The organism is Ohessyouella blattaphilus, from assembly GCF_024721265.1.
Lineage (GTDB): Bacteria > Bacillota > Clostridia > Lachnospirales > Lachnospiraceae > Aequitasia > Aequitasia blattaphilus_A.
The window spans coordinates 130,680-154,372 of record NZ_JAMXOC010000003.1 but is presented as its reverse complement, the minus strand read 5'-3'; the positions used below and the strand labels follow the sequence as shown (position 1 = coordinate 154,372).

19 protein-coding genes are annotated in these 23,693 nt (G+C 45.2%); 14 read left to right on the top strand and 5 right to left on the bottom strand.

The window, feature by feature from the left end; translation table 11 throughout:
• Positions 1-5 precede the first annotated feature (5 nt).
• The 8 genes from grdD to NHH16_RS04200 all read left to right on the top strand — a co-directional run bounded on the left by grdD (position 6) and on the right by NHH16_RS04200 (position 9,986).
• Positions 6-1,163, top strand: a complete 1,158-nt coding sequence (gene grdD, locus NHH16_RS04235) for a glycine/sarcosine/betaine reductase complex component C subunit alpha (RefSeq protein ID WP_262068364.1) — start codon at positions 6-8, stop codon at positions 1,161-1,163.
• A 222-nt stretch (positions 1,164-1,385) separates the two neighbouring features.
• Positions 1,386-2,873, top strand: a complete 1,488-nt coding sequence (gene pap / locus NHH16_RS04230; RefSeq protein ID WP_262068363.1) for a polyphosphate:AMP phosphotransferase — start codon at positions 1,386-1,388, stop codon at positions 2,871-2,873.
• A gap of 2 nt (positions 2,874-2,875) precedes the next feature.
• Positions 2,876-3,877, top strand: coding sequence for a deoxyguanosinetriphosphate triphosphohydrolase (locus NHH16_RS04225; RefSeq protein WP_262068362.1), 1,002 nt, complete (start codon positions 2,876-2,878; stop codon positions 3,875-3,877).
• Between the two features lie 17 nt (positions 3,878-3,894).
• Positions 3,895-5,673: a DNA primase gene (gene dnaG, locus NHH16_RS04220; RefSeq protein WP_262068361.1), complete on the top strand. Its 1,779-nt coding sequence runs from the start codon at positions 3,895-3,897 to the stop codon at positions 5,671-5,673.
• 22 nt (positions 5,674-5,695) lie between these two features.
• Positions 5,696-6,817 (top strand): RNA polymerase sigma factor RpoD, encoded by a 1,122-nt coding sequence (gene rpoD, locus NHH16_RS04215; protein WP_262068360.1) that lies wholly within the window; start codon positions 5,696-5,698, stop codon positions 6,815-6,817.
• 1 nt (position 6,818) lies between these two features.
• Positions 6,819-7,514, top strand: a complete 696-nt coding sequence (locus tag NHH16_RS04210; RefSeq protein WP_262068359.1) for a tRNA (adenine(22)-N(1))-methyltransferase — start codon at positions 6,819-6,821, stop codon at positions 7,512-7,514.
• Positions 7,515-7,528: 14 nt separating this feature from the next.
• Positions 7,529-8,305: a Nif3-like dinuclear metal center hexameric protein gene (locus NHH16_RS04205; protein ID WP_262068358.1), complete on the top strand. Its 777-nt coding sequence runs from the start codon at positions 7,529-7,531 to the stop codon at positions 8,303-8,305.
• 10 nt (positions 8,306-8,315) lie between these two features.
• Complete coding sequence (locus tag NHH16_RS04200; RefSeq protein WP_262068357.1) at positions 8,316-9,986, top strand: nucleoside kinase; 1,671 nt, start codon at positions 8,316-8,318, stop codon at positions 9,984-9,986.
• Positions 9,987-10,022: 36 nt separating this feature from the next.
• Here the strand turns inward: NHH16_RS04200 and NHH16_RS04195 are convergent, their stop codons facing one another.
• From NHH16_RS04195 to aroC, 4 genes are read right to left on the bottom strand one after another with little or no spacing between them, the layout of a single operon-like run.
• Positions 10,023-11,885: an extracellular solute-binding protein gene (locus NHH16_RS04195; protein ID WP_262068356.1), complete on the bottom strand. Its 1,863-nt coding sequence runs from the start codon at positions 11,883-11,885 to the stop codon at positions 10,023-10,025.
• The gene (locus NHH16_RS04190) at positions 11,882-12,724 is read right to left on the bottom strand and encodes an ABC transporter permease (RefSeq protein WP_262068355.1); all 843 of its coding nucleotides are present in this window, start codon (positions 12,722-12,724) and stop codon (positions 11,882-11,884) included. Before NHH16_RS04190 ends, NHH16_RS04195 begins: the two co-directional genes overlap by 4 nt.
• Positions 12,696-13,769 carry an ABC transporter ATP-binding protein gene (locus tag NHH16_RS04185; RefSeq protein ID WP_262068354.1) on the bottom strand — a complete coding sequence of 358 codons (1,074 nt, stop codon included), beginning with the start codon at positions 13,767-13,769 and terminating at the stop codon, positions 12,696-12,698. The genes NHH16_RS04190 and NHH16_RS04185 overlap by 29 nt, the downstream gene beginning before the upstream one ends.
• A gap of 5 nt (positions 13,770-13,774) precedes the next feature.
• Positions 13,775-14,869 carry a chorismate synthase gene (gene aroC / locus NHH16_RS04180; RefSeq protein WP_262068353.1) on the bottom strand — a complete coding sequence of 365 codons (1,095 nt, stop codon included), beginning with the start codon at positions 14,867-14,869 and terminating at the stop codon, positions 13,775-13,777.
• A gap of 133 nt (positions 14,870-15,002) precedes the next feature.
• Between aroC and NHH16_RS04175 the strand changes: the two genes are divergently transcribed.
• From NHH16_RS04175 to hcp, 6 genes are all read left to right on the top strand, one after another.
• Positions 15,003-16,667 (top strand): L,D-transpeptidase family protein, encoded by a 1,665-nt coding sequence (locus NHH16_RS04175; RefSeq protein WP_262068352.1) that lies wholly within the window; start codon positions 15,003-15,005, stop codon positions 16,665-16,667.
• 14 nt (positions 16,668-16,681) lie between these two features.
• Complete coding sequence (tgt, locus tag NHH16_RS04170; protein WP_262068351.1) at positions 16,682-17,815, top strand: tRNA guanosine(34) transglycosylase Tgt; 1,134 nt, start codon at positions 16,682-16,684, stop codon at positions 17,813-17,815.
• Positions 17,816-17,903: 88 nt separating this feature from the next.
• Complete coding sequence (gene yajC, locus NHH16_RS04165) at positions 17,904-18,209, top strand: preprotein translocase subunit YajC (RefSeq protein ID WP_262068350.1); 306 nt, start codon at positions 17,904-17,906, stop codon at positions 18,207-18,209.
• A 175-nt stretch (positions 18,210-18,384) separates the two neighbouring features.
• Positions 18,385-20,643, top strand: a complete 2,259-nt coding sequence (gene pflB / locus NHH16_RS04160; protein ID WP_262068349.1) for a formate C-acetyltransferase — start codon at positions 18,385-18,387, stop codon at positions 20,641-20,643.
• Positions 20,644-20,667: 24 nt separating this feature from the next.
• Positions 20,668-21,396 carry a pyruvate formate-lyase-activating protein gene (gene pflA, locus NHH16_RS04155; RefSeq protein ID WP_262068348.1) on the top strand — a complete coding sequence of 243 codons (729 nt, stop codon included), beginning with the start codon at positions 20,668-20,670 and terminating at the stop codon, positions 21,394-21,396.
• Positions 21,397-21,507: 111 nt separating this feature from the next.
• Positions 21,508-23,136, top strand: coding sequence for a hydroxylamine reductase (gene hcp / locus NHH16_RS04150; protein WP_262068347.1), 1,629 nt, complete (start codon positions 21,508-21,510; stop codon positions 23,134-23,136).
• Positions 23,137-23,189: 53 nt separating this feature from the next.
• Here the strand turns inward: hcp and NHH16_RS04145 are convergent, their stop codons facing one another.
• Complete coding sequence (locus NHH16_RS04145; RefSeq protein WP_262068346.1) at positions 23,190-23,678, bottom strand: hypothetical protein; 489 nt, start codon at positions 23,676-23,678, stop codon at positions 23,190-23,192.
• Between the last annotated feature and the right edge of the window lie 15 nt (positions 23,679-23,693).

Here is a 23,693-nt window from a genome sequence, read left to right as displayed (position 1 = left end):
GCAAAATGGCTAAGAATTTAAATGAATTAGTAGCGTCCACCTTTCTCGAGATCGCGGATGGTATCGAAAGCGGGAGCTTCGCTGCCAAACCGAAGATTGCCTTAACAGGCATGGGTAGCGAACACGGTGAAGTCAATGCGATCGCTGGAGCCCAGGCCGCAGCCAAGACGGGAATCGATGTGTATTACATCGGGACTCTAGAAGCGGAAGGCGTAACTACAATCCACGTGGCTGATGAAGAAGAAGGCCACAAGAAGATGGAAGAGCTACTGGATAAGAAGGAAGTGGACGGAGCAGTTACTATGCACTTTCCTTTCCCCATTGGGGTGTCGACGGTAGGTAGAAGCCTGACCCCGGGGATGGGAAAATCGATGTACATCGCTACCACCACGGGAACTTCTAGCGCCGACCGGATAGAGGGCATGATTAAGAACGCGATATACGGAATCATCGCCGCGAAAGCCTGTGGCAAGACGAATCCTACTGTAGGAATCTTAAATGTAGATGGTGCCCGGCAGACGGAGAAGGCCTTAAAAGAATTGCAAGCAGGTGGCTATGATATCACTTTTGCCCAGTCGAAGCGGGCCGATGGAGGCTTAGTCCTTAGAGGCAACGATGTGTTAATGGGTTCCGCAGATGTAATGGTATGTGATTCGCTTTCCGGTAACATCATGACTAAGATGCTCTCTTCGTTTAACACTGGTGGTAGCTATGAAGCGATTGGTGACGGCTATGGACCAGGCATTGGAGAAGGGTATGATAAGCTTGTCATGATTATATCTCGAGCTTCTGGCGCCCCGGTAATTGAAGGGGCGATTAAATATGCCGCCGAATTAGTCCGTGGGGATTTGAGGGCAGTTGCCGAGAAGGAATTTGCAGCCGCTAAGAAAGCCGGTTTAGACGAGATTTTAAAAGCGAGAAAAGAGGCAAGCACTGGAAAGAGTAGCGAAGCTGAAGAGGTAAAAGCACCACCGAAAGAGGTGGTAACCTCACAAATCGCCGGAATCGAGATTATGGACCTAGAAGACGGAGTACAGGCCCTCTGGAAAGTAGGCATTTATGCTGAGAGCGGCATGGGCTGTACGGGACCGATTATCCTAGTAAATGAAAGTAAGACCGAAGACGCAGTCGCCGAACTTAAAAAGGCGAGTTTCATTGGATAGGGGACACGCAGGTCGTGTCTCACAATCTAACATTGAGACATTTTACTCTTTTCCCCCGATGAGTGTAAAATGTCTCACCCTCCAAAAGATTAAAGGACATTCTCAGGCGTGAGGATGTCTTTTTTGTTTTATAGTAAAAAATAGATAAAATCCCTCTATATATTAGGAAAAAAGGGATTTATAGTGTATACTAACTCTATATGCTTTGAAGAAGGGGGTAGTATGCTAAAGGAATTAGATTACGATGTAAAAATTAGTAAACAGGATTACCAAGAAGCAATCAAACCTCTACAGGCTAAGCTGATGGAGCTACAAAGGCAGTTAAAGGAATTAGAGATTCCCGTGATGATTGCCTTTGAAGGCTTTGGTGCAGCCGGTAAGGGCGTACAGACAGCACAACTTTTAAAGGGGTTAGATCCGCGCGGATTCATCGTCTATCCAGTCAAGAACGAGACTGAAGAAGAGGCGATGCATCCGTTTTTGTGGCGCTTTTGGAACAAGATGCCGGCGAAGGGGCGGATTTCAATTTTTGACAGTAGCTGGTACCGCCGGGTGCTGATTGACTATTTTGAAAAAAGAGTGGATAAGAAGCAAGTAAAAGCAAGCTACAAATCCATTGCGGCCTTTGAAGGTCAGTTGATAGCCGAGGGAATGGTTATTATTAAGCTTTTCTTAGCGATTGATGAAAAGACTCAGAAGCAGCGCTTTGGGCGACTATTAGCAGATGAAGATACGGCTTGGCGGGTGAGCGCTGGCGATTTGCTGCGCAATAAGAAGTTCTCCAAATACGCGAAGATTAACGAAAATATGTTAAAGGCGACGGATAATCCCGAGGCGCCTTGGCACGTGATTCCGGCTACCGATAGACGGTTTACGACGCTAAGAGTGTATGAAGCTGTAACTGGAGCTATGGAAAGCGCCATTAAAGCTAAGCAAGAGGAAGAGCAAGTACAGGTGATTTATCCTCACAGCGAAGAAGAAGCGGTTCACGAAACGGTTCTTGATAAAGTAGATTTGAGCAAATCTTTGACAAGAGAAGAGTATCAGCGAAAGCTACGGAAGCTTCAGAAAAAGCTAGAAGGTTTACACGGTGAGCTTTATCGCAAACGGATTCCAGTCATCATTGGGTTTGAGGGCTGGGATGCCGGCGGCAAAGGTGGGGCGATTAAGCGTCTTACTAGTAAGCTAGATCCTAGGGGGTACGAAGTGAGCCCAACAGCAGCGGCAAACGACTGGGAAAAGCGCTTTCATTACCTGTGGCGTTTTTGGAAACACGTGCCTAAGTATGGCCATATCGGGATTTTCGACCGTACTTGGTACGGCCGGGTGATGGTAGAGCGAATTGAAGGTTTTTGTACGAAACCAGAGTGGCAAAGGGCCTATAAAGAAATCAATGATATGGAGCGAGACTGGACGAACGAAGGGTATGTGGTGCTTAAGTTCTGGATGCATATCGATAAGGATGAGCAAAAAAGACGCTTTGACGAACGGAGCAGCAATCCGTTAAAGAAGTGGAAGATTACCGATGAGGACTGGCGTAACCGGGAAAAATGGGACGCCTATGAAGAAGCGGTTAACGAGATGATTATTCGCACGGATAAGCCAGCGGCACCTTGGATTATTATCCCTGGTAACTGCAAATATTACGCTCGTATCAAAGTGCTAGAAACGGTGGTTGCCGCTATAGAAGCACGGTTGCAGGAGGATTAGCCATGACTATTCGGGAACAGTTAGAACGTAGAGAATATGAATATCTAAGCCCCTATGCGGCGAAGAGTCAGGATTCTAAGGGGCGGGGGACGGTGGAAGCAGAATGCGATATCCGTCCAGTTTTTCAAAGAGATAGGGACCGGATATTACACAGTAAGTCCTTTCGCCGGCTTAAGCAAAAGACCCAGGTGTTTTTACTACCAAAGGGGGATCATTATCGGACCCGGCTAACACATACGTTAGAAGTTTCCCAGAATGCTCGGACGGTGGCGAAAGCGCTACGCCTTAACGAAGACTTGGTGGAGGCTATTGCCCTTGGTCACGACGTGGGGCATACGCCTTTTGGACACGCTGGTGAGCGGGCGCTTAATAAGGTTACGGGTGGCAATTTTACCCATAACGAGCAAAGTGTTCGGGTTCTTGATAAGCTAGAAAAGCACGGGGCAGGGCTTAACCTTACCTGGGAGGTTTTAGACGGGATAGTTAACCATAAGACCAGTGGCACTCCTTTTACATTGGAGGGACAGATTGTCCGCCTTTCTGACAAAATCGCCTATATCAATCACGACATTGACGATGCGATTCGCGGGGGGATTATCGAAGAGGCAGATATTCCTAGTGATTTAAAAGCTGTTTTAGGTGTATCTAGTAAAGTGCGCCTTGATACCATGATTCATGACGTGATTACTAGTAGCATGGACAAGGACCGGATTACCCAGTCTGCAGAAGTAGAGGCGGCGATGATTGAACTGCGCAAATTTATGTTTGAAAACGTCTATTTAAATCCCAAAGCAAAGTCAGAAGAGGATAAGGCGGTAGCCATGATTACGAAGCTTTATGAGTATTATTTACTTCATTATGAGATACTTCCAGATGAGTATTTGCAGATGTTAGGAGAAGGAGAAAGTAAAGAGCGAGTGGTGTGTGATTATATCGCCGGCATGACCGATAATTATGCGGTTAAGAAGTTTGAAGAGTTTTTTGTGCCTCAGGCATGGCAGTAGAATGGAGTTTATACTAAATGTTTTATCCTGAAGAGATAATTGAAGAGGTGCGTAGCCGGAGCGACATTGTGGATGTGATATCCGGCTACGTAAAATTGCAAAAAAAGGGCAATACGTATTTTGGTTTGTGCCCCTTTCATAATGAAAAGACCCCCTCGTTTTCCGTTAGTAAGGAAAAGGGGATGTTTTACTGCTTCGGTTGCGGGGAGGCAGGCAACGTCATTACCTTTATCATGAAATACGAGAATTACACCTTTGTGGAAGCACTTAAATTTTTGGCGGAGCACTCAGGGGTGGAGTTACCGGAGATGGAACAGTCAGAGGCTCAGAAAAACAAAGCCAATAAGAAGTTACAGATTCTGGAGATTAATAAGATTGCGGCTAATTACTTTTTCTGGGAGTTAGGCGAACAGTCGGGAGAGATTGCCCTTACTTATCTAAAGAAGCGTGGGCTTTCCGATGAGGTGATTCGTCGCTTCGGACTGGGATTTGCCCCCAAGGATGGCCGTAAGCTCTATCGTTACTTAAAGGAGAAGGGGTATTCCGATGGTCTTTTAATGGAGTCCGGCTTATTTTCCGCGGATGAAAGAAATGGCGCGTACTGTAAGTTTTGGAACCGGGTGATGTTCCCCATTATGGATGCCAATAGCCGGGTAATCGGCTTTGGTGGCCGGGTGATGGGCGAGGGCGAGCCAAAATACTTGAATTCACCAGAGACGCTGTTGTTTGATAAGAGTCGCAACTTATACGGACTGAATTACGCAAGGAAGTCAAAAGCTGGGTACTTGATTGTCTGCGAAGGGTATATGGATGTTATCGCCTTACAAAAGGCTGGTTTTACCGGAGCGGTTGCTTCCCTAGGAACAGCCTTTACTTCAGGGCAAGCCTCCCTTCTTAGGCGGTACGTGGACCAGGTGTACTTAACCTATGATAGCGATGATGCAGGAACGCGAGCGGCGCTTAGAGCCTTACCGATTATTAAAGAGGCGGGGATTAGCGGTAAGATTATTCGGATGGACCCTTATAAGGATCCGGATGAGCTAATTAATAAAGAAGGTGCGGAAGGGTTTCAGAAGCGGATTGATGAGGCCGAAAATGGCTTTATGTATAGCCTCAAGGTTTTGATGCGCGAGTACGATATGGACTCTCCAGAGGGGAAGACCAAGTACATGAACGCTGTGGCTGAACGCCTCACTACCTTCGAAGAGGAAATCGAACGCAATAATTATATTGAAGCAGTGGCTAAGGCGTATCACGTAGAGTATGAAGACTTAAAACAACTGGTCAAAAAGGCCGCGCTACGTCTAGGACAGGCAAAAGTCGTTAAAAGACCGCTACCAACCGGTGCGAAGAAAAAGGAAAGAGAAGATGGCGAGGAGCTAGCTCAGAAAATCCTTTTAACCTGGATCGCCGATGACCGGGAGGTATATGAAAGCCTTAAGGATTATTTGGATAAGGCGGATTTTACGAAAGAGATTTACCGTGAGATCTATGAGCTTCTCGTAAAGCAGTACGAAGAAGGCAGTGTTAACCAAGCGATGATTATCAATCATTTTACCGATGATGATGAGCATAAAGAGGCCGCGGGCATTTTCAATAGCAAGATTCGCGGTTTGGAAGATGTTAATGAACAGAAGAAATCTATTATCGATACTCTTCAAAAAGTGAAGGAGCGTAGCCTAAAAGAGCAGGTGAAGGCCTTAGATCCAACGGATATAAGCGGCCTGCAAGAAGTGATGAAAAAAAAGCAAGCGCTGGAGCAGATTAGAAGAATCGAAATTAAGATGATAGACTAATGTGGATGAGGAGATGTAAAAAATGGAAGAAAACATGTTGAAATTTGAAGAGAAAATGAAAGAGCTAGTCGTTCTCGGAAAAAAGAAGAAGAGCATTCTGGAAATCGGGGAGATTAACGAATTTTTCGTGGAAATGGAACTGGAGACAGAACAGATGGAAATAGTTTACGAACAGTTAGAGAAAAACGGTATTGATGTCCTCAGAATAACCTCTGATAACGATGCTGATGACGAAGTAATCGACGACGAGATCATCGCTAGAGAAGAAGAGGAAGTGGATGTTGAGAAAATCGACTTATCCGTACCTGATGGAATTAGCATTGAAGATCCTGTGCGGATGTATCTAAAAGAAATCGGTAAGGTTCAGCTTTTAACCGCGGAGGAAGAGGTAGAACTAGCTAAGCGGATGGACGATGGTGATGAAGAGGCGAAGAAACGTCTAGCCGAAGCCAACTTACGTCTGGTTGTTAGTATCGCTAAGCGCTATGTAGGCCGTGGCATGCTTTTCCTTGACCTGATTCAAGAAGGAAACTTAGGTCTTATTAAGGCTGTAGAGAAATTTGACTACCATAAGGGCTTTAAATTTAGTACATATGCAACCTGGTGGATTCGCCAAGCGATTACGAGGGCGATTGCCGATCAAGCGCGGACCATTCGTATTCCGGTACATATGGTGGAGACAATCAATAAGCTTATCCGAGTTTCCCGTCAGCTATTACAGGAGCTAGGAAGAGAACCCACGCCAGAGGAGATTGCAGAAGAGTTAGATATGCCGGTTGAAAGAGTCCGGGAGATTCTTAAAATTTCTCAGGAACCGGTGTCCTTAGAAACCCCAATCGGTGAGGAAGAGGACTCTCATCTAGGGGATTTCATCCAAGACGATAATGTGCCGGTGCCAGCGGAAGCGGCAGCTCAGACCCTTTTAAAGGAGCAACTTGATGAAGTCCTTGATACGCTGACGGAAAGAGAGCAGAAGGTTTTGCGCTTGCGCTTTGGTATGAATGACGGCAGAGCACGTACTCTAGAAGAAGTAGGGAAAGAGTTTGACGTTACGAGAGAGCGTATTCGGCAGATAGAAGCCAAGGCTCTTCGTAAGCTTCGCCACCCTAGCCGCAGCCGTAAGTTAAAGGATTATTTAGACTAAGATGAACGGGTTATCAAAACGGCTACAGATGCTAGCGGATTTCGCTCGCCCTGGAAGTGTGGTTGCCGACGTGGGAACGGATCACGGCTATCTTCCGATTTATCTGGTAGAAAATAAAATCTGTCCCCGGGCCCTAGGAATGGATATTAATGTGGGCCCTCTTGAAAAAGCTAGAGAGCACGTAGGCGAAGCCGGTCTTTCGGCGAGCATTGAACTCCGCCTTAGTGACGGTCTAGAAAAGCTAGCCCCAGGGGAAGCAGAGGGCGTGATCATTAGCGGCATGGGCGGCGCGTTAGTGTTAAGGATTCTAGAAGCCAGCAAAGAAGTGGTGGATGCTTTAGATTATTTGATTCTTCAACCTCAGTCAGAGCTTAAAAAGGTGCGAGAGCGTCTAGCGGATTTAGGGCTTATGATTAGTGATGAAGGGATGGTAGAAGAGGCTGGGAAGTTTTACACCGCCCTCTTCGTAGAAAAAGGACCAGAGAAAACGTATTCATCATGGGAGCATCAGTATGGACCTTGCTTATTACAGGAAAAAAACGAGACCCTATATACGTTTTTGCAAAAGGAAAAGCAGCTTAAGGAGCAGATAAGTAGCACTCTCACGGGGAGGGACACTCCCGAAATTCGTGCCAGACAAGGAGCGCTTAAGGCTGAATTACAAGATATAAAGGAAGCGCTTCAGTATTATTTGTAGAAGGGAGATTAGCGATGGTTTGTCAGGGAATAGTGGAAAAGATAGAAGCTAGTTACGACAAAGAGTATGCCCTTGAGTGGGATAATGTGGGACTTTTGGTAGGCCGAGACGATAAAGAAGTGAAGAAAATCTACATCGCCCTTGATGCCACCGATGAAGTGATTGCCAATGCGCTTGCGTTCGGTGCGGATATGCTAATTACTCATCATCCGCTATTATTTTCGCCGATTAAACGCATAACCAGTAGCGATTTTATCGGGCGACGGATTATCCAGTTAATTCAGAACGATATCTCTTATTATGCAGCTCACACTAACTACGACGTTCTCGGGATGTCGGATTTATCGGGAGCGGTTCTTGGTTTAGAGAATTCGGAGACCTTGGAAGTGACAGCCGTTGAGGGGGATCTAGGCATCGGCAAGGTGGCAAAACTAGAGAGTTCTGTCACCCTAGGTGAGTTTTCGAAGCAGGTGAAAGATCGTTTTCACTTAGGCAGTGTGAAGGTCTTTGGTGATCTTGATGACCAGGTGTCCGTCGTCGCCATTTCGCCTGGTTCAGGAAGCAGCATGATTCGTCCCGCTATTAATAAAGGTGCGGACGTCTTGATTACTGGAGATATCGATCACCATACGGGAATTGACGCTCTAGATCAAGGTCTTAGAGTCATCGATGCGGGACACTACGGCATCGAGCATATTTTTATTGAAGACATGAAAGAATTTATCTTACAGCAGATTCCGGAGGTTATAGTGGCTACAGAGCCGCTTAAATCACCGTTTATTATCGTTTAAAGGGGGAGACATGGGAGAAAAGTTATGTAAAATCACCATTGACGGTGTGGAAAAAGAATATTCATTAGGAACGAAGCTAGAGACCGTTGCTAGGGAGTATCAAAAGGAGTTTGCCGATGATATCGTCTTAGCTTATGTGGACGGCAAGCTCACTGAACTTACCAAATACGTGCGTGATAATACCAAGGTGCGCTTTGAAAGTTCCAGCGGCAGTGCCGGTCATAAGACGTACAAACGCAGTATGTGTCTGATGATGGTAAAAGCCGTTCACGATGTGACAAATCATACTGATATTAGCGTGCGTATTCACTACTCCATTAGTAAAGGCTATTACTGCACGGTTTTAGGTGGCGATATCGAAGTTAATCAAGAGTTTCTAGATAAAGTGGAGGCCCGAATGCACGAACTGGTGCGGGCCGATGTACCGATTGATAAACGCAGTCTCAATACGGACGATGCCATTGCTCTATTTCACAAGCACCGGATGTATGATAAAGAAGAGCTCTTTAAATACCGGATGGTATCCCGGGTTAATATTTACAGTATGAACGAATTTGAGGATTACTATTACGGCTATATGGTGCCCTCAGCCAGTTACCTTCAGTACTTCAAATTATTTCCCTATGATGAAGGCTTTGTTCTGCAGATGCCAACGGCAAAGGACACTCGCACGGTGCCGCCTTTTGCGCCCCAGCACAAGCTATTCCAAGTACAGAAAGAGTCCACTAAGTGGGGAGATATGCAAAACATCGAGACGGTAGGCGCCCTTAACCGCCAGATTTGCCATCATAATGTTAGTGAATTAGTTTTGGTTCAAGAGGCCCTACAGGAGAAAAAAATCGCGGAAATTGCCTCTGCTATTAGCGCCCAGAAGAGTGTGAAGTTTGTTCTGATTGCCGGACCGTCCTCTTCGGGAAAAACTACTTTTTCCCATCGACTCAGTATTCAGCTTAAAGCCAGTGGCTTGGTACCTCACCCGATTGCGGTGGATAATTACTTTGTTGAACGAGAAGACACGCCTAGAGAGGCTGATGGAACTTATAATTTCGAGTGCCTTGAAGCCGTCGATGTGAAATTGTTCAACGACCATATGCAGCGCCTATTAGCTGGCGAAGAAGTGGTTATACCCACGTTTGACTTTATTGAAGGTAAGAAAAAATACGGTGGACCGATTCTGAAACTTGCCGAAAATGACGTCTTAGTGATTGAAGGTATTCACTGTCTTAATCCGAAGTTGACCGAAAGCCTTAATAACGACCAAAAATTCAAGATTTATATAAGCGCCTTGACTCAGCTTAATATCGATGAACACAACCGGATTCCTACCACTGATGGACGTCTCCTTAGACGAATCGTTAGAGATGCCAGGATGCGGGGGGCGGATGCGAAGAAGACCATTAACATGTGGGATTCGGTGCGCAGAGGTGAAGAAGAGAATATCTTCCCTTATCAGGAAGAGGCCGACGTGATGTTTGACTCGGCACTTATCTATGAGTTGGCGGTTCTTAAGCCATACGTAGAGGCTCAGCTTTTTGCTATTGAGAAAAATGCTCCCGAATACGTGGAAGCGAAGCGCCTGCTTAAATTCTTAGATTACTTCTTAGTAATCAGCAGCGAAAATGTACCGGCGAACTCTCTACTGCGAGAGTTTATCGGTGGTAATATTTTAGGAACAAGTTAAGGAAAAGGGACACGCAAATTTGCGTGTCCCCTTTCCTTAATGGCTTTTTACTTCTCGCCAAAGCTCGTTATAGAGCGCATCGTTTTTGTCCCCTAAGAACTTAAAGGTTTCACAGTTTTCTAGATCCTTTGCATCGGGGAAAGCGATTTTGCTATTACGTATTGCGTCATCCTCGATTAAGTCTCTGGCCGCTTCGTTAGGCGTAGAGTAGGTGATATAGTCAAAGTTCATCTTGGCAATGTCTGGCCGACATAAGAAGTTGATGAACGCTTCGGCGTTCTCTTTGTTCTTAGCGTTTTTCGGAACCACCCAAGAATCAATCCAAACATTAGACCCTTCCTTAGGAATAACGTACTCAAGGTCAGGGTTTTCGGACTGGGTGTAGATCGCTTCACCGGAGTAGATAACTCCGAGAGCGGCTTCATTGCCAATCATTTTATCCCTTACCTGATCGATTACGTAGGCTTGTACTAAGGGCTTTTGTAGGGTTAGAAGATCGGTAGCTTCATAAAGCTCATCTCTATCGGTAGAATTCAGCGAATAGCCTAGGTACTTTAACGTGATACCAAAAGCATCTCTTACCGAGTTCTGCATCAGGATGTTATCTTGATACTTCTCATCCCAGAGAATGCTCCAACTATCGACCTCCTCATCCACCATTGTTTTGTTGTAAAGAATCCCCACGGTTCCCCAGCAGTAAGGAACGGAGTAGCGGTTCTGGGCGTCAAATTGTTTTGACTGTTCCAGATACGTATCCCCGATATTCTCGATATTAGGAATATTCTCGTAATTTAATTCTGCTAGTAAATCATTTTCAATCATGCGTTCAATCATGTAATCTGACGGGCAGACTACATCGTAGGCGATTGCCCCAGACTGAATTTTGGGATACATAATCTCATTGGTTTCGAATTCCTCATAGACTACTTGAATACCGGTCTCTTCTTCGAAGAGAGTCAGTACCTCGGGGTCCATGTATTCGCCCCAGTTATAGACGATCACTTGCTTCTTACCAGCTACATTGCTAGAAGTAGAGTAATAGACGCCGCCTACTAGCACCAGTATACCTAAAAGAGCAGGTGCCACTCGTCTCACCAGAATTCGCTTCACTGGGTGGGTTTTCTTTTTGCGCTCCGCCTCTGGTGGCGTCATGTTAACGAGAAAGAGCAAAATAAGTACCGAGAGAAAGAGCAGGGTAGAGAGAGCATACATCTCTGGCTTAATGCCTTTTCTAACCTCGCTGTAGATTTTGGTGGAAAGTGTGTCCACCCCTGGTCCCTTTGTAAAGTGAGTGATGATAAAATCATCTAGGGACATGGTAAATGCTAGGAGAAAGCCTGAGGTGATTCCTGGATAGATATCTGGTATCACCACTTTTAAAAAAGCTTGTAGTGGTGATGCACCTAGGTCTAAAGCTGCTTCATAGGTGCTTTTACTTGTCTGCTTAAGCTTTGGCATTACGCTTAAAATCACATAGGGGATATTAAAGGTAATATGTGCTAGGAGGATCGTGGTAAAGCCCAAGGAGAAGCGAATAGCGATAAAAAGTAGCATCAAGGAAATACCGGTTACGATATCCGCATTCAGCATGGGAATGTTGGTAATACCCATAATTACCGTACGTTTTCTTTTGCCCATGGCGCTAATGCCAATGGCGGCGACAGTCCCGATTAGGGTGGCGATAGCCGCGCTTAAAAGAGCAATCGCGAGAGTGGTAAAGAGGGCGTTCATAATCTCTTTGTTTTGGAAGAGAGAGACGTACCATTTACCAGTAAAGCCGCCCCATTTTGACCGGGTCTTTGAGTTGTTAAAGGATAAGACAATCAAAGTGAGAATTGGCGCGTAGAGCAGTATTAAAATAAGAACTAGGTAAAATCGTTTTAAAAATGACTTAATCAAAAGCTATTGCCCTCCCCGTCTTTGTCGTATTTGGCAATTAGCGCCATGCTTAGAATAATAAAGACCATTAACACAAGGGACAGGCCACTGCCTACGTGCCAGTTGCTGCCTTGTTTAAACTCTTGTTCGATAACATTGCCAATTAAAAGGATTTTGCTACCGCCTAGTAAGTCGGAGATAACAAAGGTAGTTAGCGCCGGTACAAAGACCATGGTAATCCCGCTGATAATGCCAGGTCTACTTAGGGGTAAGGTGACGCGCAAAAAAGTCTGTAAAGGATTGGCGCCTAAGTCTTTAGCGGCATTGATAACATCCTTATCGATTTTCGAGAGGACGTTATAAATGGGCAGCACCATAAAGGGCAGGAAGTTATAGACCATTCCCAGAATGATGGCTGCCGGTGTGTTGATGATCTCCAGGGCTGGCAAGTGCAGGAACTCAAGCACGATGTTAATCACGCCATTTTTCTCCAGAAGATTCTGCCAAGCCATGGTGCGCAGAAGAAAGTTCATCCACATAGGAAGGATGAAGATAAGCACCACAAAGCTATTTTGATTGACGTTCATTCCCGTTAAAATAATCGCTAGAGGGTAGGCTAGTAGTAAACAGATAGCGGTACTGATAAAGGATAAAAGTAGCGCTAAACCTAACGCTTTTAAGTTCTCGGGAGTGGTGATTTTGGCTACGTTTGCAAAGGTGAACGTGCCTTCAGGGGTAGTCAACCCGTAATAAAAGATCATTACCAAAGGAATGATGATAAAAGCAACTGCCCAAAAGAGATAGGGGCCACTAAGAAGCTGCTTTAAGGTTTTACTCTTCAACTTCAATCGCCTCCTCATCTTCAGAAACTGGTTTTTTCATAATTTGGATATTAAAGGGATCCACGTGAATCCCCACCATGGTTCCCACAGGAAACATTTCTGTACTGTGGACTAGCCAAGTATAGTTATGGGCTTCAACTTCCATTTCGTAGTGAACGCCCTTAAAGATCAGGTGGGTGACAATTCCATCGATAATGCCGCTACCAGGCTTTTCTAGCTCCACATCCTCAGGGCGAATAACCGCATCGACAGGTTTGTTTTTACCAAAGCCGACGTCTACACAGGGAAAATCTACGCCCAGTATCTTTACCAGTTTGTCTTCCACCATTAGGGCTGAGAAGATATTGCTTTCGCCGATAAAATCTGCTACAAAGGCGTTCTGGGGCTCGTTGTAGATATCTTCAGGAGTGCCGATTTGCTGAATGTATCCTTGATTCATAACGACGATGGTATCAGACATGGTTAAGGCCTCTTCTTGATCGTGAGTTACGTAGACAAAAGTGATTCCCAGTTCGTTTTTCATACGGATCAATTCATACTGCATATCTTGGCGAAGTTTCAAATCGAGAGCGCCTAAAGGTTCGTCGAGAAGAAGCACCTTAGGTTCGTTAACAATCGCTCTAGCGATCGCCACCCGTTGTTGCTGGCCGCCGCTTAGGGAGTCAGGCATCCGCTCCTCAAAACCCTCAAGATTAACCAGCTTTAGGGCGTAGCGAATTTTTTCCTCAATGTAGCTTTTCGTATGCTTTTTAATCTTCATCCCAAAGGCGATGTTTTCGGCAATGGTCATATGGGTGAAGAGGGCATATTTCTGGAAAACCGTATTAATTTGGCGCTTGTTAGGCGCGATATCGGTAATGTTCTTACCCTCAAAAATCACCTTCCCCTGATCAGGAGTTTCAAAGCCACCCAGCATTCGTAGCAGGGTGGTTTTACCACAGCCACTAGGGCCGAGAAGGGTTAAGAATTCATTTTCTCTAATGTAAAGAGTAAGGTCATCGATTACTAGGTTGTCACCGAAGGATTTGGAGACACCTTGAATGTCAATTAATTTTTTTGGCACCGTTTTTATTCCTCACAATCGTATATTTTTTTTAGATTTTCTAATTTACTACTACAGTTCATTAGAAGGGCATCAATCAGCGTTAGCCCCACCATCGCTTCTACCACCACGACGGCCCTAGGAACGATTACGGGATCGTGTCGCCCCTGAATGGTAATGCTGGTCTCTTCGCCGCCTAAGGTCACAGTTTTCTGAGGCATAGCGATAGAAGGCGTAGGTTTGATGGCGGCTCTTAGGACAAGCGAATCCCCATCGCTAATACCACCTAAGATTCCCCCAGCGTGATTAGTTGCTTTCCCCGTTTTGGTAAAGGGATCATTATTCTCATGGCCATTTAGGCTAGCTGCTTGAAAACCGGCGCCAAATTCCACACCCTTTACACTACCGATACTCATTACCGCTTTCGCCAGTTCACTATCAAGCTTTCCGAAGACCGGCTGTCCAAGACCGACCGGAAGTCCGGAAACGACGCATTCAATCACGCCGCCAGCGGAATCACTATGAGCAAGACACTCGTCCAAATAGGCACGGGCTTCTTCGGCGGCCTTAGCATCCGGCATGAAAAGAGGGTTGTTGTTAATTTCTGCCTCGTCAAAGCGCTCGCTAGAAATACGGATGGGACCGATACTGGTGGCGTAAGTGAGCGGAGTGATGCCAAACTCATTTAAAAGCTTCCAGGCGATGGCCCCCGCTGCCACCCGGCCAATGGTCTCTCGGCCAGAAGAGCGACCGCCCCCGCGATAATCGCGGATGCCGTACTTTTCCTGATACGTATAATCGGCGTGACCAGGGCGATACGTGTCCTTTATCTTTCCGTAATCATGGGAGCGTTCATCGGTGTTATAGACCACCATTGAGATGGGCGTTCCCGTCGTTACCCCAGCAAAGGTTCCTGAAAGAATCTCTACTTCATCGCCTTCTTTGCGAGGTGTTGTATACTTACTCGTACCGGGTTTGCGTCGATTTAGAAAAGGTTGAATATCTGAAGGGGCGAGAGTAAGCCCAGCGGGACAGCCGTCGACGACAACGCCGATGGCCTTTCCGTGGGATTCGCCCCAGGTAGTTATGGTAAAAATTGTACCTAAAATTGATCCTGCCATACGCCCTCCTTTTTAAAATAAATGTACCTAATATTATACACATTTTTTCACACAATTCTACTGTACTTTTATAGGAAGATAGAATATAATGAAAAAGTAATTGTGTCTAAAATAAACGAGGCGAGTATAGAAAATGAAAGAAACCAGTAAAAACAGCAAAGAGAAGAAAAGCTCAGAAGAGATTGCTGACGAAACCATGCAAGAGTTCTACGCAGCCATGGAGAAGAAAGATGAAGAAAAAGTTAAACAAAAAGATGAGGAAGAGTCTGGGTCCGAGCAAGATTCAGAGGACGATACTGATGAGCTTGATGTACATTTTGTTGACATTGATTCTCCGAGTTTCGATAAGCAAGAAGTAGAAGAAGAGCCAACTGAAGAGGAACTAGCAGAAAAAGCAGCAGAAAAGAAAAAGAAGCGTAAACGCCTAGGGATTGTTCTTGGGAGTATTTTTGGTGTACTTTTAGTTGCCTATTGCGGGATTTCGATTTTCTTTATGAGTCATCTTTTCTTTAATACAAAGATAAACGATATTGATTTTGCCATGAAAAAAGCTGAAGAAGTAGAAACGTATATGGCGGGTCAAGTAGATGATTATCAGCTTACACTTATGGAAGCAAACAATCAGACAGAAGTAATCGATGGCCAGACAATTGCCCTCGAATATGTGAAAGGGAATGAGGTAGAGCAGCTGATTAATGATCAGAATCCTTTCCTTTGGCCTGTGTCACTATTTAAACATCCGAATTTACAAGCTAAGATTGGTGTTAAATACGATGAAAAGGCGCTAACTAGCGCTATCGATAATCTTAAGTGCCTAGTCGAAGAAGGGCAAGTGCCCTCAGAGGATGCCAAGCCAGTTGTGGAGAATGGCACCTTTGTGATTAAGGACGAGGTATACGGCACCCAGATCAATAAAGAAGATTTTGTGAAGAAGGTAGAGGAAGCGATTAACGGTTTCCATAAGGAAATCGATATGGCAAAAGATGTCTATCTTAAGCCTAAATTCACCAAGGATTCTAGCGAAGTAATCGCTGCAACCAAAGAGATGAATTCTCGCCTTGGTGTGGATGTGACTTATGATTTTAATCCTCATCAAGAAAAAGTGGATGCCGAGAAGTTAGAGCAGTGGCTTAAGACCGATGAGAACATGGCTGTTTATCTAGACGAAGAAGCAGTTCGCGGTTTTGTAAATGAACTAGCAGCTAAGTACAATACGTACGGCCAACCGCTAACGATGGTATCAAGTGGCGGCCGTGAGGTTACCGTACCAGGTGGTAGCTTCGGTTGGGAAATCAATATTGAGGAAGAGTTGGCCACTTTATTAGCCAACATTGCGAATAAAGAAGTGGTAACAAGAGAACCGGTGTATTCACAAAGAGCCGTTAATCACGAAGGTGTAGGTGTGGGAAATACTTATGCAGAAGTAGATTTAACCGCGCAAAAGCTTTACTTTGTCCAAGATGGTCAGGTAGTCATTAATACGGAGGTGACGACTGGCAATCCGAATAAGGGTTGGGAGACACCACCAGGACTCTTTTTCCTCAACTATAAGACTACGAATACTACTCTTCGCGGAAAGAAGATGCCGGATGGTAGTTATGAATACGAAAGTCCCGTCAATTTTTGGATGCCTTTTAACGGCGGTATTGGTTTTCACGATGCTCCGTGGCAACCGCGTCTCGGTGGCGATTGGTATTTGACCAACGGTTCTCGTGGTTGTATTAATATGAACTATGATGCTGCTTCCCAGCTTTATAACTTAATTCAGTCGGGAACCCCAGTATTAGTCTACTACTAGAATAAAGGAGTTACATGTACGAAATAATAAGACGTGACGGTCTTGCAAAGCGGGGGCGACTCCACACAGTTCACGGTGTGGTGGAGACCCCTGTTTTTATGAACGTAGGTACGGCGGCCGCGATTAAAGGTGCGGTGGCAACCACGGATTTGCAGGAGATTAAGACGCAAGTGCAGCTTTCCAATACCTACCATTTGCACGTAAGACCGGGAGATGAAGTTGTAAATAAATTAGGAGGCCTTCATAAATTCATGGTCTGGGATAAGCCTATCTTAACGGATTCCGGTGGCTTCCAGGTGTTTTCTTTGGCGGGCCTTCGTAAAATTAAAGAAGAAGGGGTATATTTTAATTCCCATATCGATGGCCGTAAGATTTTTATGGGTCCGGAGGAGAGTATGCGAATTCAGTCCAATCTGGCCTCGACGATTGCCATGGCTTTTGATGAATGCCCATCTAGCGTAGCTAGTAGAGAGTATATTGAAGCCTCAGTTGAACGAACGACCAGGTGGCTCGTTCGCTGTCAGGAGGAGATGAAGCGCTTAAATTCTTTGCCAGAGACGATTAATCGCCAGCAAATGCTCTTTGGGATTAATCAAGGTGGTATTCTTGAAGATATCCGGGTTGATCACGCCAAAGAAATCAGCAAGCTGGATTTAGACGGTTACGCCGTTGGCGGTCTAGCAGTAGGTGAGTCCCACGAGGATATGTACCGCATTCTCGACGCCGTAGTCCCTCATTTGCCGGTAAATAAGCCAACGTATTTGATGGGTGTGGGAACGCCAATTAATATTCTTGAGGCCGTCGACAGAGGTGTGGATTTCTTTGACTGTGTGTATCCTAGCAGGAACGGACGTCACGGTCACGTCTATACGAACCACGGGAAGTTGAATTTATTTAATGCGAAGTTTGAATTAGATACGCGCCCCATCGAAGAAGGGTGTCAGTGCCCCGCCTGCAGGACTTACTCAAGAGCCTATATTCGCCATTTATTAAAGGCGAAAGAGATGCTTGGTATGCGCCTAGCAGTTTTACACAATCTCTATTTCTACAATAATATGATGGAAGAGATTAGAGAAGCGATTGAAAATGGCAATTACGCTGAGTATAAAGCGAAAAAAATAGCAGATATGACGGAAAAAACTTGCTAGGACCTTCCCCCCTGGTGTATGATACTACTAGTGCCGAAAGGTAGGGGAGACGTCCGCAAAGGGAATCCCGAATATAAGGAGGATTATCATGTTTACATTAGCAGAACAAGCAGCAACAATGAGCCCGATTTTTATGTTAGCCTTATGGGCATTAGTAATCGGCGGAATGTGGTTTATGTTGATCAGACCACAGCGTAAAGAGCAAAAGCGTATTCAGGCAATGGTTGCCGATATGGCAGTAGGAGATACCGTGCTGACGACGAGCGGATTTTACGGTGTGATTATTGATATTACCGATGAAGATGTTATCGTTGAATTCGGAAGCAATAAGAATTGTCGTATTCCGATGCAAAAGGCAGCAATTGCTCAGGTGGAAAAAGCCTCAAAAGAATAAGCTAGCTTGAAAAAGAACTCACACGGTGAGTTCTTTTTTTAATGATTTTGCACAAAATTAAGTACAATCAATGATTATGATAACTATTATCAAAAACGTATTGTATTCCTGTATACAAAGTGCTATATTGTTCACGAAAACAAAATAAAAATGCAATTGAAAGGGGATTACGTAGATGGAAATTAAAGACTTTGTACAATGGGAAGGCTTTAACGGTAGGTTATGGAAAGACGATGTTGATGTTAGAGACTTTATTCAAAATAACTATACACCTTACGAAGGAGATGAAAAATTTCTGGTAGCACCCACAAAGGCAACAGAGAGTCTTTGGGAGGAGCTAAAAAGGCTTCAAAGAGAAGAACGAGCGAATAATGGTGTACTGGATATGGAGACGGAAGTGGTGTCCGATATTAATGCTTATGGAGCGGCGTATATTAAAGATTCACTAAAAGATGAAGAGAAGGTGGTGGGTTTACAGACTGATAAACCACTTAAACGTGTGTTTATGCCTTACGGCGGTATTAATATGGCGGTAAAGGCGTGCGAGACGTATGGGTATACTCCTAATCCGAAGATGGTGGAAATCTTTACAAAATATCACAAAACCCATAACCAAGGCGTTTTCGATATCTATACTCCGGAAATGCGTAGAGCAAGAAAGGCGAAGATTATCACCGGTCTTCCAGATACTTATGGAAGAGGCCGAATTGTGGGCGATTATCGCCGGGTAGCGCTTTACGGCCTTGACTACTTGATTCGTCAGAAGGAAGAGGATTTTATTACCGGCGAACGCCACGGCATGAAGGGCACCGATTTTCGCTTAAGAGAAGAGATTGCCGATCAGATTAAGGCCTTAAAAGAGATGAAGGAGATGGCGAAGGCCTACGGTTTTGATATTAGTCAGCCGGCAAAGGATGCTAAGGAAGCCGTTCAGTGGTTGTACTTTGGCTATCTAGCGGCGATTAAAACCCAAAATGGGGCAGCGATGAGCGTGGGACGTATTTCCACATTTTTAGATATCTACATTGAAAGAGATCTTAAAAAAGGCGTTTTAAGTGAAAGGGAAGCTCAGGAATTAATCGATCAATTAACGATGAAGTTTCGAATGGTTAAGTTCGCAAGAATTCCTAGCTATAACGAACTGTTTTCGGGAGACCCGGTCTGGGCGACGCTAGAAGTAGGCGGCATGGGCATGGACGGACGCAGTATGGTTACCAAAAGCGATTTTCGCTTCTTACATACCTTAGAGAATATGGGACCCTCACCGGAGCCCAACTTAACGGTGCTCTACTCAGACCGATTGCCAGAGGCCTTTAAAGATTACGCTTCCTACATTTCGATTGAAACCTCCTCGATTCAGTATGAAAACGATGAGGTGATGCGACCGGTTTGGGGCGATGACTACGCTATCTGCTGCTGTGTTTCGGCAACCCAGACGGGAAAAGAAATTCAGTTTTTCGGAGCCCGTGCCAATTTGGCAAAATGCCTATTATATGCAATCAACGGTGGTGTTGACGAGAAGACGAAAGTGCAGATAGGACCAGCTTATCGGCCCATCACCAGCGAATATCTTGACTACGATGAAGTGATGGAAAGATACGACCAGATGATGGAGTGGCTGGCCAAATTGTATGTAGATACCTTAAATATGATTCACTATATGCACGACAAGTATTACTACGAAGCGGCAGAGATGGCTCTTATTGACACCGATGTCCGTCGCACGTTTGCAACGGGTATTGCCGGATTTTCTCACGTGGTTGACTCGCTTTCGGCGATTAAGTACAGCCAGGTCAAAGTAATTCGCGATGAAGATGGCATGGCGGTAGATTACCAGGTTGCTGGCGATTTCCCAAAATACGGCAATGACGATGACAGAGCCGACGATATTGCGGTTTGGCTTCTGAAAACCTTTATGAATAAGTTGCGGAAGTGCCATACGTACCGAAATTCGGAGCCCACCACCTCTATTTTGACGATTACCTCAAATGTGGTCTACGGCAAGGCGACAGGTTCCTTACCAGACGGTCGTAAAGCGGGAGAACCGCTTGCACCAGGAGCAAATCCTTCCTATGGCGCCGAACAAAACGGTCTATTGGCCTCGCTTAACTCTTTGACGAAGCTACCATATGAAGAAGCGTTAGATGGCATTTCTAACACCCAGACCATTAGTCCAGGGGCTCTTGGTCACGAGCAGACGGAGCGGGTAGGTAAGCTAGTGAATATTCTCGACGGCTATTTTTCCCAGGGGGCACATCATCTAAATGTGAATGTCTTCGGTACTGAGAAGCTGATTGATGCCATGGAGCATCCAGAAAAAGAAGAATATGCCAACTTTACGATTCGGGTATCTGGCTATGCGGTTAAGTTTATCGATTTGACAAAGGAGCAACAGCTAGACGTGATTGCGAGAACGTGTCATAATACTTTGTAAGAAATGAAAAAGGAGCGTAATAAGATGACCAAAGGGTACATACATTCTCTGGAAAGTTTTGGCTCCGTAGATGGACCGGGTGTCCGCTATGTAATCTTCGTAGCGGGTTGCCCGATGAGATGTCAGTATTGCCATAACCCTGATACTTGGAAGATGAATACCGGTAAGGAAATGACGGCGGATGAACTGATAGAAAAGGCCTTAAGATACCGCTCTTACTGGGGAAGTGAGGGCGGTATTACTGTTAGTGGCGGTGAACCACTGATGCAGCTGGATTTTCTGCTGGAGCTTTTTAAAAAAGCAAAAGAACAGGGGATTCATACCACGATTGATACCAGTGGCAATCCATTTACGAAGCGTGAACCTTTCTTTTCCAAGTTTAATGAATTGCTGAAGTATACCGACTTAATTATGTTAGACATTAAGCATATTGATAATGCCCAGCACTTAAAGCTGACAGGTCAGCCAAATACCAATATTTTAGAGATGGCCGAATATCTCTCAGAGATAGATAAGCCGGTCTGGATTCGCCACGTCCTCGTGCCTGGGCGAACCGATGACGATGAGTATCTACATAAGTTAGATGCTTTTATCAGGACCCTTACGAATGTTGAAAAGGTGGAAGTCTTACCTTATCATAATCTAGGCGAATATAAGTGGGATGAGCTGGGTTACGATTATCAGCTAAAAGGCATTGAGGCGCCGACGAAAGAGCGAATAGAAAACGCTAAGAAAATCCTTCATATTGATTAAAACATTCTAAACTATTCTTAAATCTCCTTTATTAATTCCTAAAGGGAGATGATAACCTCTATAATAAGAAGCAATCAGGTAAATAATGCAAACTAATGGAGGTAAAAGGTTATGAGTATGTTTTGTTATCAATGTCAAGAAACGGCGTTTGGAACAGGGTGCACAAAGCGAGGTGTCTGTGGAAAGACCGAGGATGTCGCTAAACTCCAAGATGTATTGATTTATTCTTTAAAAGGGATTGCCGAAGTGGTGGTGGCCGATAACATTCCGGTAAAAGACATTCCCGACGTGAACCATGAGCTCGTGAAGTCACTTTTTATGACGATTACCAACGCCAATTTTGACGGCGATAGTATCTTTGCCCAAATCGAGAAGCTACTAGCCCTTAGGGATGCCCTTAAGTCTAAGTACGGTGCTAACGTAGATAAGGATTCAGCGACCTTTACTGTTCTGACGCTTGCCGAAGCGCTAGAGAAGGCCGAAAGTGTAGGCGTTCTGGCTACGGAAAACGAGGATATCCGGTCCTTGCGCCAGTTTATTACCTACGGTCTAAAGGGGATGGCAGCATATACCGAACACGCCCTAAATATCGGCAAAGAGAACCTAGAAATATATGATTTTATGTATCATACTTTAGCCCAGATAGAAGATGATAGCCTAGGTAAGGATGAACTGATTCAGCTCGTACTTAAGACTGGGGAGACAGGCGTTAAATCCATGGCGCTTATCGATGAGGCGAATACGTCGAAATACGGACATCCGGAGATGACAGAAGTAAATATTGGTGTTCGCAGTAATCCAGCGATTCTGATTTCCGGTCATGACTTAGTGGATTTAGAGCAGCTATTAGAGCAAACTCAAGGCACAGGGGTAGATGTGTATACCCATAGTGAGATGTTGCCAGCTCATTCCTACCCGTTCTTTAAAAAGTACGACAACTTTGTAGGGAACTACGGAAACGCGTGGCACCGACAGGTGACGGAATTCGAAACCTTTAAAGGACCGATTCTCTTTACCACCAACTGTATTGTACCACCTCGTAAAGAAGAGATTAGAGAGCGAATCTTTACAACCGGCGCCACCGGTTACCCGGGATGTCCTCATATCGAAGCGGATGCTGAGGGAAAGAAGGATTTTAGCCAGATTATTGAGATGGCTAAGAAGCTTCCAGCACCGGAAGAGATCGAGACAGGCACCATTCTTGGCGGCTTTGCTCATAACCAGGTGTTCGCTCTGTCCGATCAGGTTGTCGACGCGGTTAAATCAGGGGCAATCAGAAAATTCTTCGTTATGAGTGGCTGTGATGGTCGAATGAAAGATAGAGAATATTACACGGAGTTCGCCAAAGCGTTGCCGAAAGACACGGTAATCCTGACCTCGGGCTGCGCAAAATACCGCTATAATAAGTTAGGCTTAGGTGATATTAACGGCATTCCTCGGGTACTAGACGCCGGCCAGTGTAACGATTCCTACTCCTGGGCAGTGGTGGCTTTGAAGTTAAAAGAAATATTTGCCGCGGAAGATATTAATGACCTGCCGATTCAGTTTAACATCGCTTGGTACGAGCAAAAGGCAGTGATTGTCTTAATGGCGTTATTATCAATGGGCTTTAAGAATATCCATATCGGTCCGACGCTTCCAGGGTTCTTATCAGATAATGTGCGCCAAGTGGTAATTGATACCTTTGGACTAGCAAAGAGCGATACAGTAGAAAACGATTTGGCCGCTTTTCTTGGCTAAAGGATAGGCAAAATAAAGGGCCAGTATCTTGAGTGTTTAGATACTGGCCTGTTTTATTTACTTATCTCGAGGATAATCATAAACGGCAACTTCTTTGTCTCTTTACGAAAAGCCTGGAAGTCTTGATACGTGCCGGATGGATTGGTGGTCTTTAGGGGTTCACCAGGTTTGAAGGTTGCCGCCTGAAAGTGACCGCCGAATCGCTTTCGGCGAAGATAGTAGGAGCTAATGAGAAAGACCGTGTTTTCACTAGGAGCGATTTTGCCCCAGCGAAAGCGCCACTTTACGCGGTAGCCTCGGCGCTTGAAAAACCACCAGAGAGTCAAGGGATGAATCCCCCGCGCACCGAGAAAACCGGTACGCCACAAGGGCTTACGGTTGATGTATTCCTGATAGCGCTCAAGTGGCATGGCGTCGCCGTTAAGCAGTAGCTCGGCGTTATATAAGCCGACGATGCCACAGCCGTGATCTGCTAAGGTTCCGAAAAGACCGACCTTGCCCTCTAGCTCTTTTTGATTATTGATTAGCTTTTTAGTTCCCATTTTAGATACTCTCTT

Coding starts and splice junctions, on each gene's coding strand:
- NHH16_RS04205 (WP_262068358.1), top strand. CDS start 7,529: ATGGTTTGTCAGGGAATAGTGGAAAAGATAGAAGCTAGTTACGACAAA.
- yajC (WP_262068350.1), top strand. CDS start 17,904: ATGTTTACATTAGCAGAACAAGCAGCAACAATGAGCCCGATTTTTATG.
- tgt (WP_262068351.1), top strand. CDS start 16,682: ATGTACGAAATAATAAGACGTGACGGTCTTGCAAAGCGGGGGCGACTC.
- grdD (WP_262068364.1), top strand. CDS start 6: ATGGCTAAGAATTTAAATGAATTAGTAGCGTCCACCTTTCTCGAGATC.
- pflB (WP_262068349.1), top strand. CDS start 18,385: ATGGAAATTAAAGACTTTGTACAATGGGAAGGCTTTAACGGTAGGTTA.
- NHH16_RS04145 (WP_262068346.1), bottom strand. CDS start 23,678: ATGGGAACTAAAAAGCTAATCAATAATCAAAAAGAGCTAGAGGGCAAG.
- pflA (WP_262068348.1), top strand. CDS start 20,668: ATGACCAAAGGGTACATACATTCTCTGGAAAGTTTTGGCTCCGTAGAT.
- aroC (WP_262068353.1), bottom strand. CDS start 14,869: ATGGCAGGATCAATTTTAGGTACAATTTTTACCATAACTACCTGGGGC.
- rpoD (WP_262068360.1), top strand. CDS start 5,696: ATGGAAGAAAACATGTTGAAATTTGAAGAGAAAATGAAAGAGCTAGTC.
- hcp (WP_262068347.1), top strand. CDS start 21,508: ATGAGTATGTTTTGTTATCAATGTCAAGAAACGGCGTTTGGAACAGGG.
- NHH16_RS04225 (WP_262068362.1), top strand. CDS start 2,876: ATGACTATTCGGGAACAGTTAGAACGTAGAGAATATGAATATCTAAGC.
- NHH16_RS04175 (WP_262068352.1), top strand. CDS start 15,003: ATGAAAGAAACCAGTAAAAACAGCAAAGAGAAGAAAAGCTCAGAAGAG.
- NHH16_RS04210 (WP_262068359.1), top strand. CDS start 6,819: ATGAACGGGTTATCAAAACGGCTACAGATGCTAGCGGATTTCGCTCGC.
- pap (WP_262068363.1), top strand. CDS start 1,386: ATGCTAAAGGAATTAGATTACGATGTAAAAATTAGTAAACAGGATTAC.
- NHH16_RS04200 (WP_262068357.1), top strand. CDS start 8,316: ATGGGAGAAAAGTTATGTAAAATCACCATTGACGGTGTGGAAAAAGAA.
- dnaG (WP_262068361.1), top strand. CDS start 3,895: ATGTTTTATCCTGAAGAGATAATTGAAGAGGTGCGTAGCCGGAGCGAC.
- NHH16_RS04190 (WP_262068355.1), bottom strand. CDS start 12,724: ATGAGGAGGCGATTGAAGTTGAAGAGTAAAACCTTAAAGCAGCTTCTT.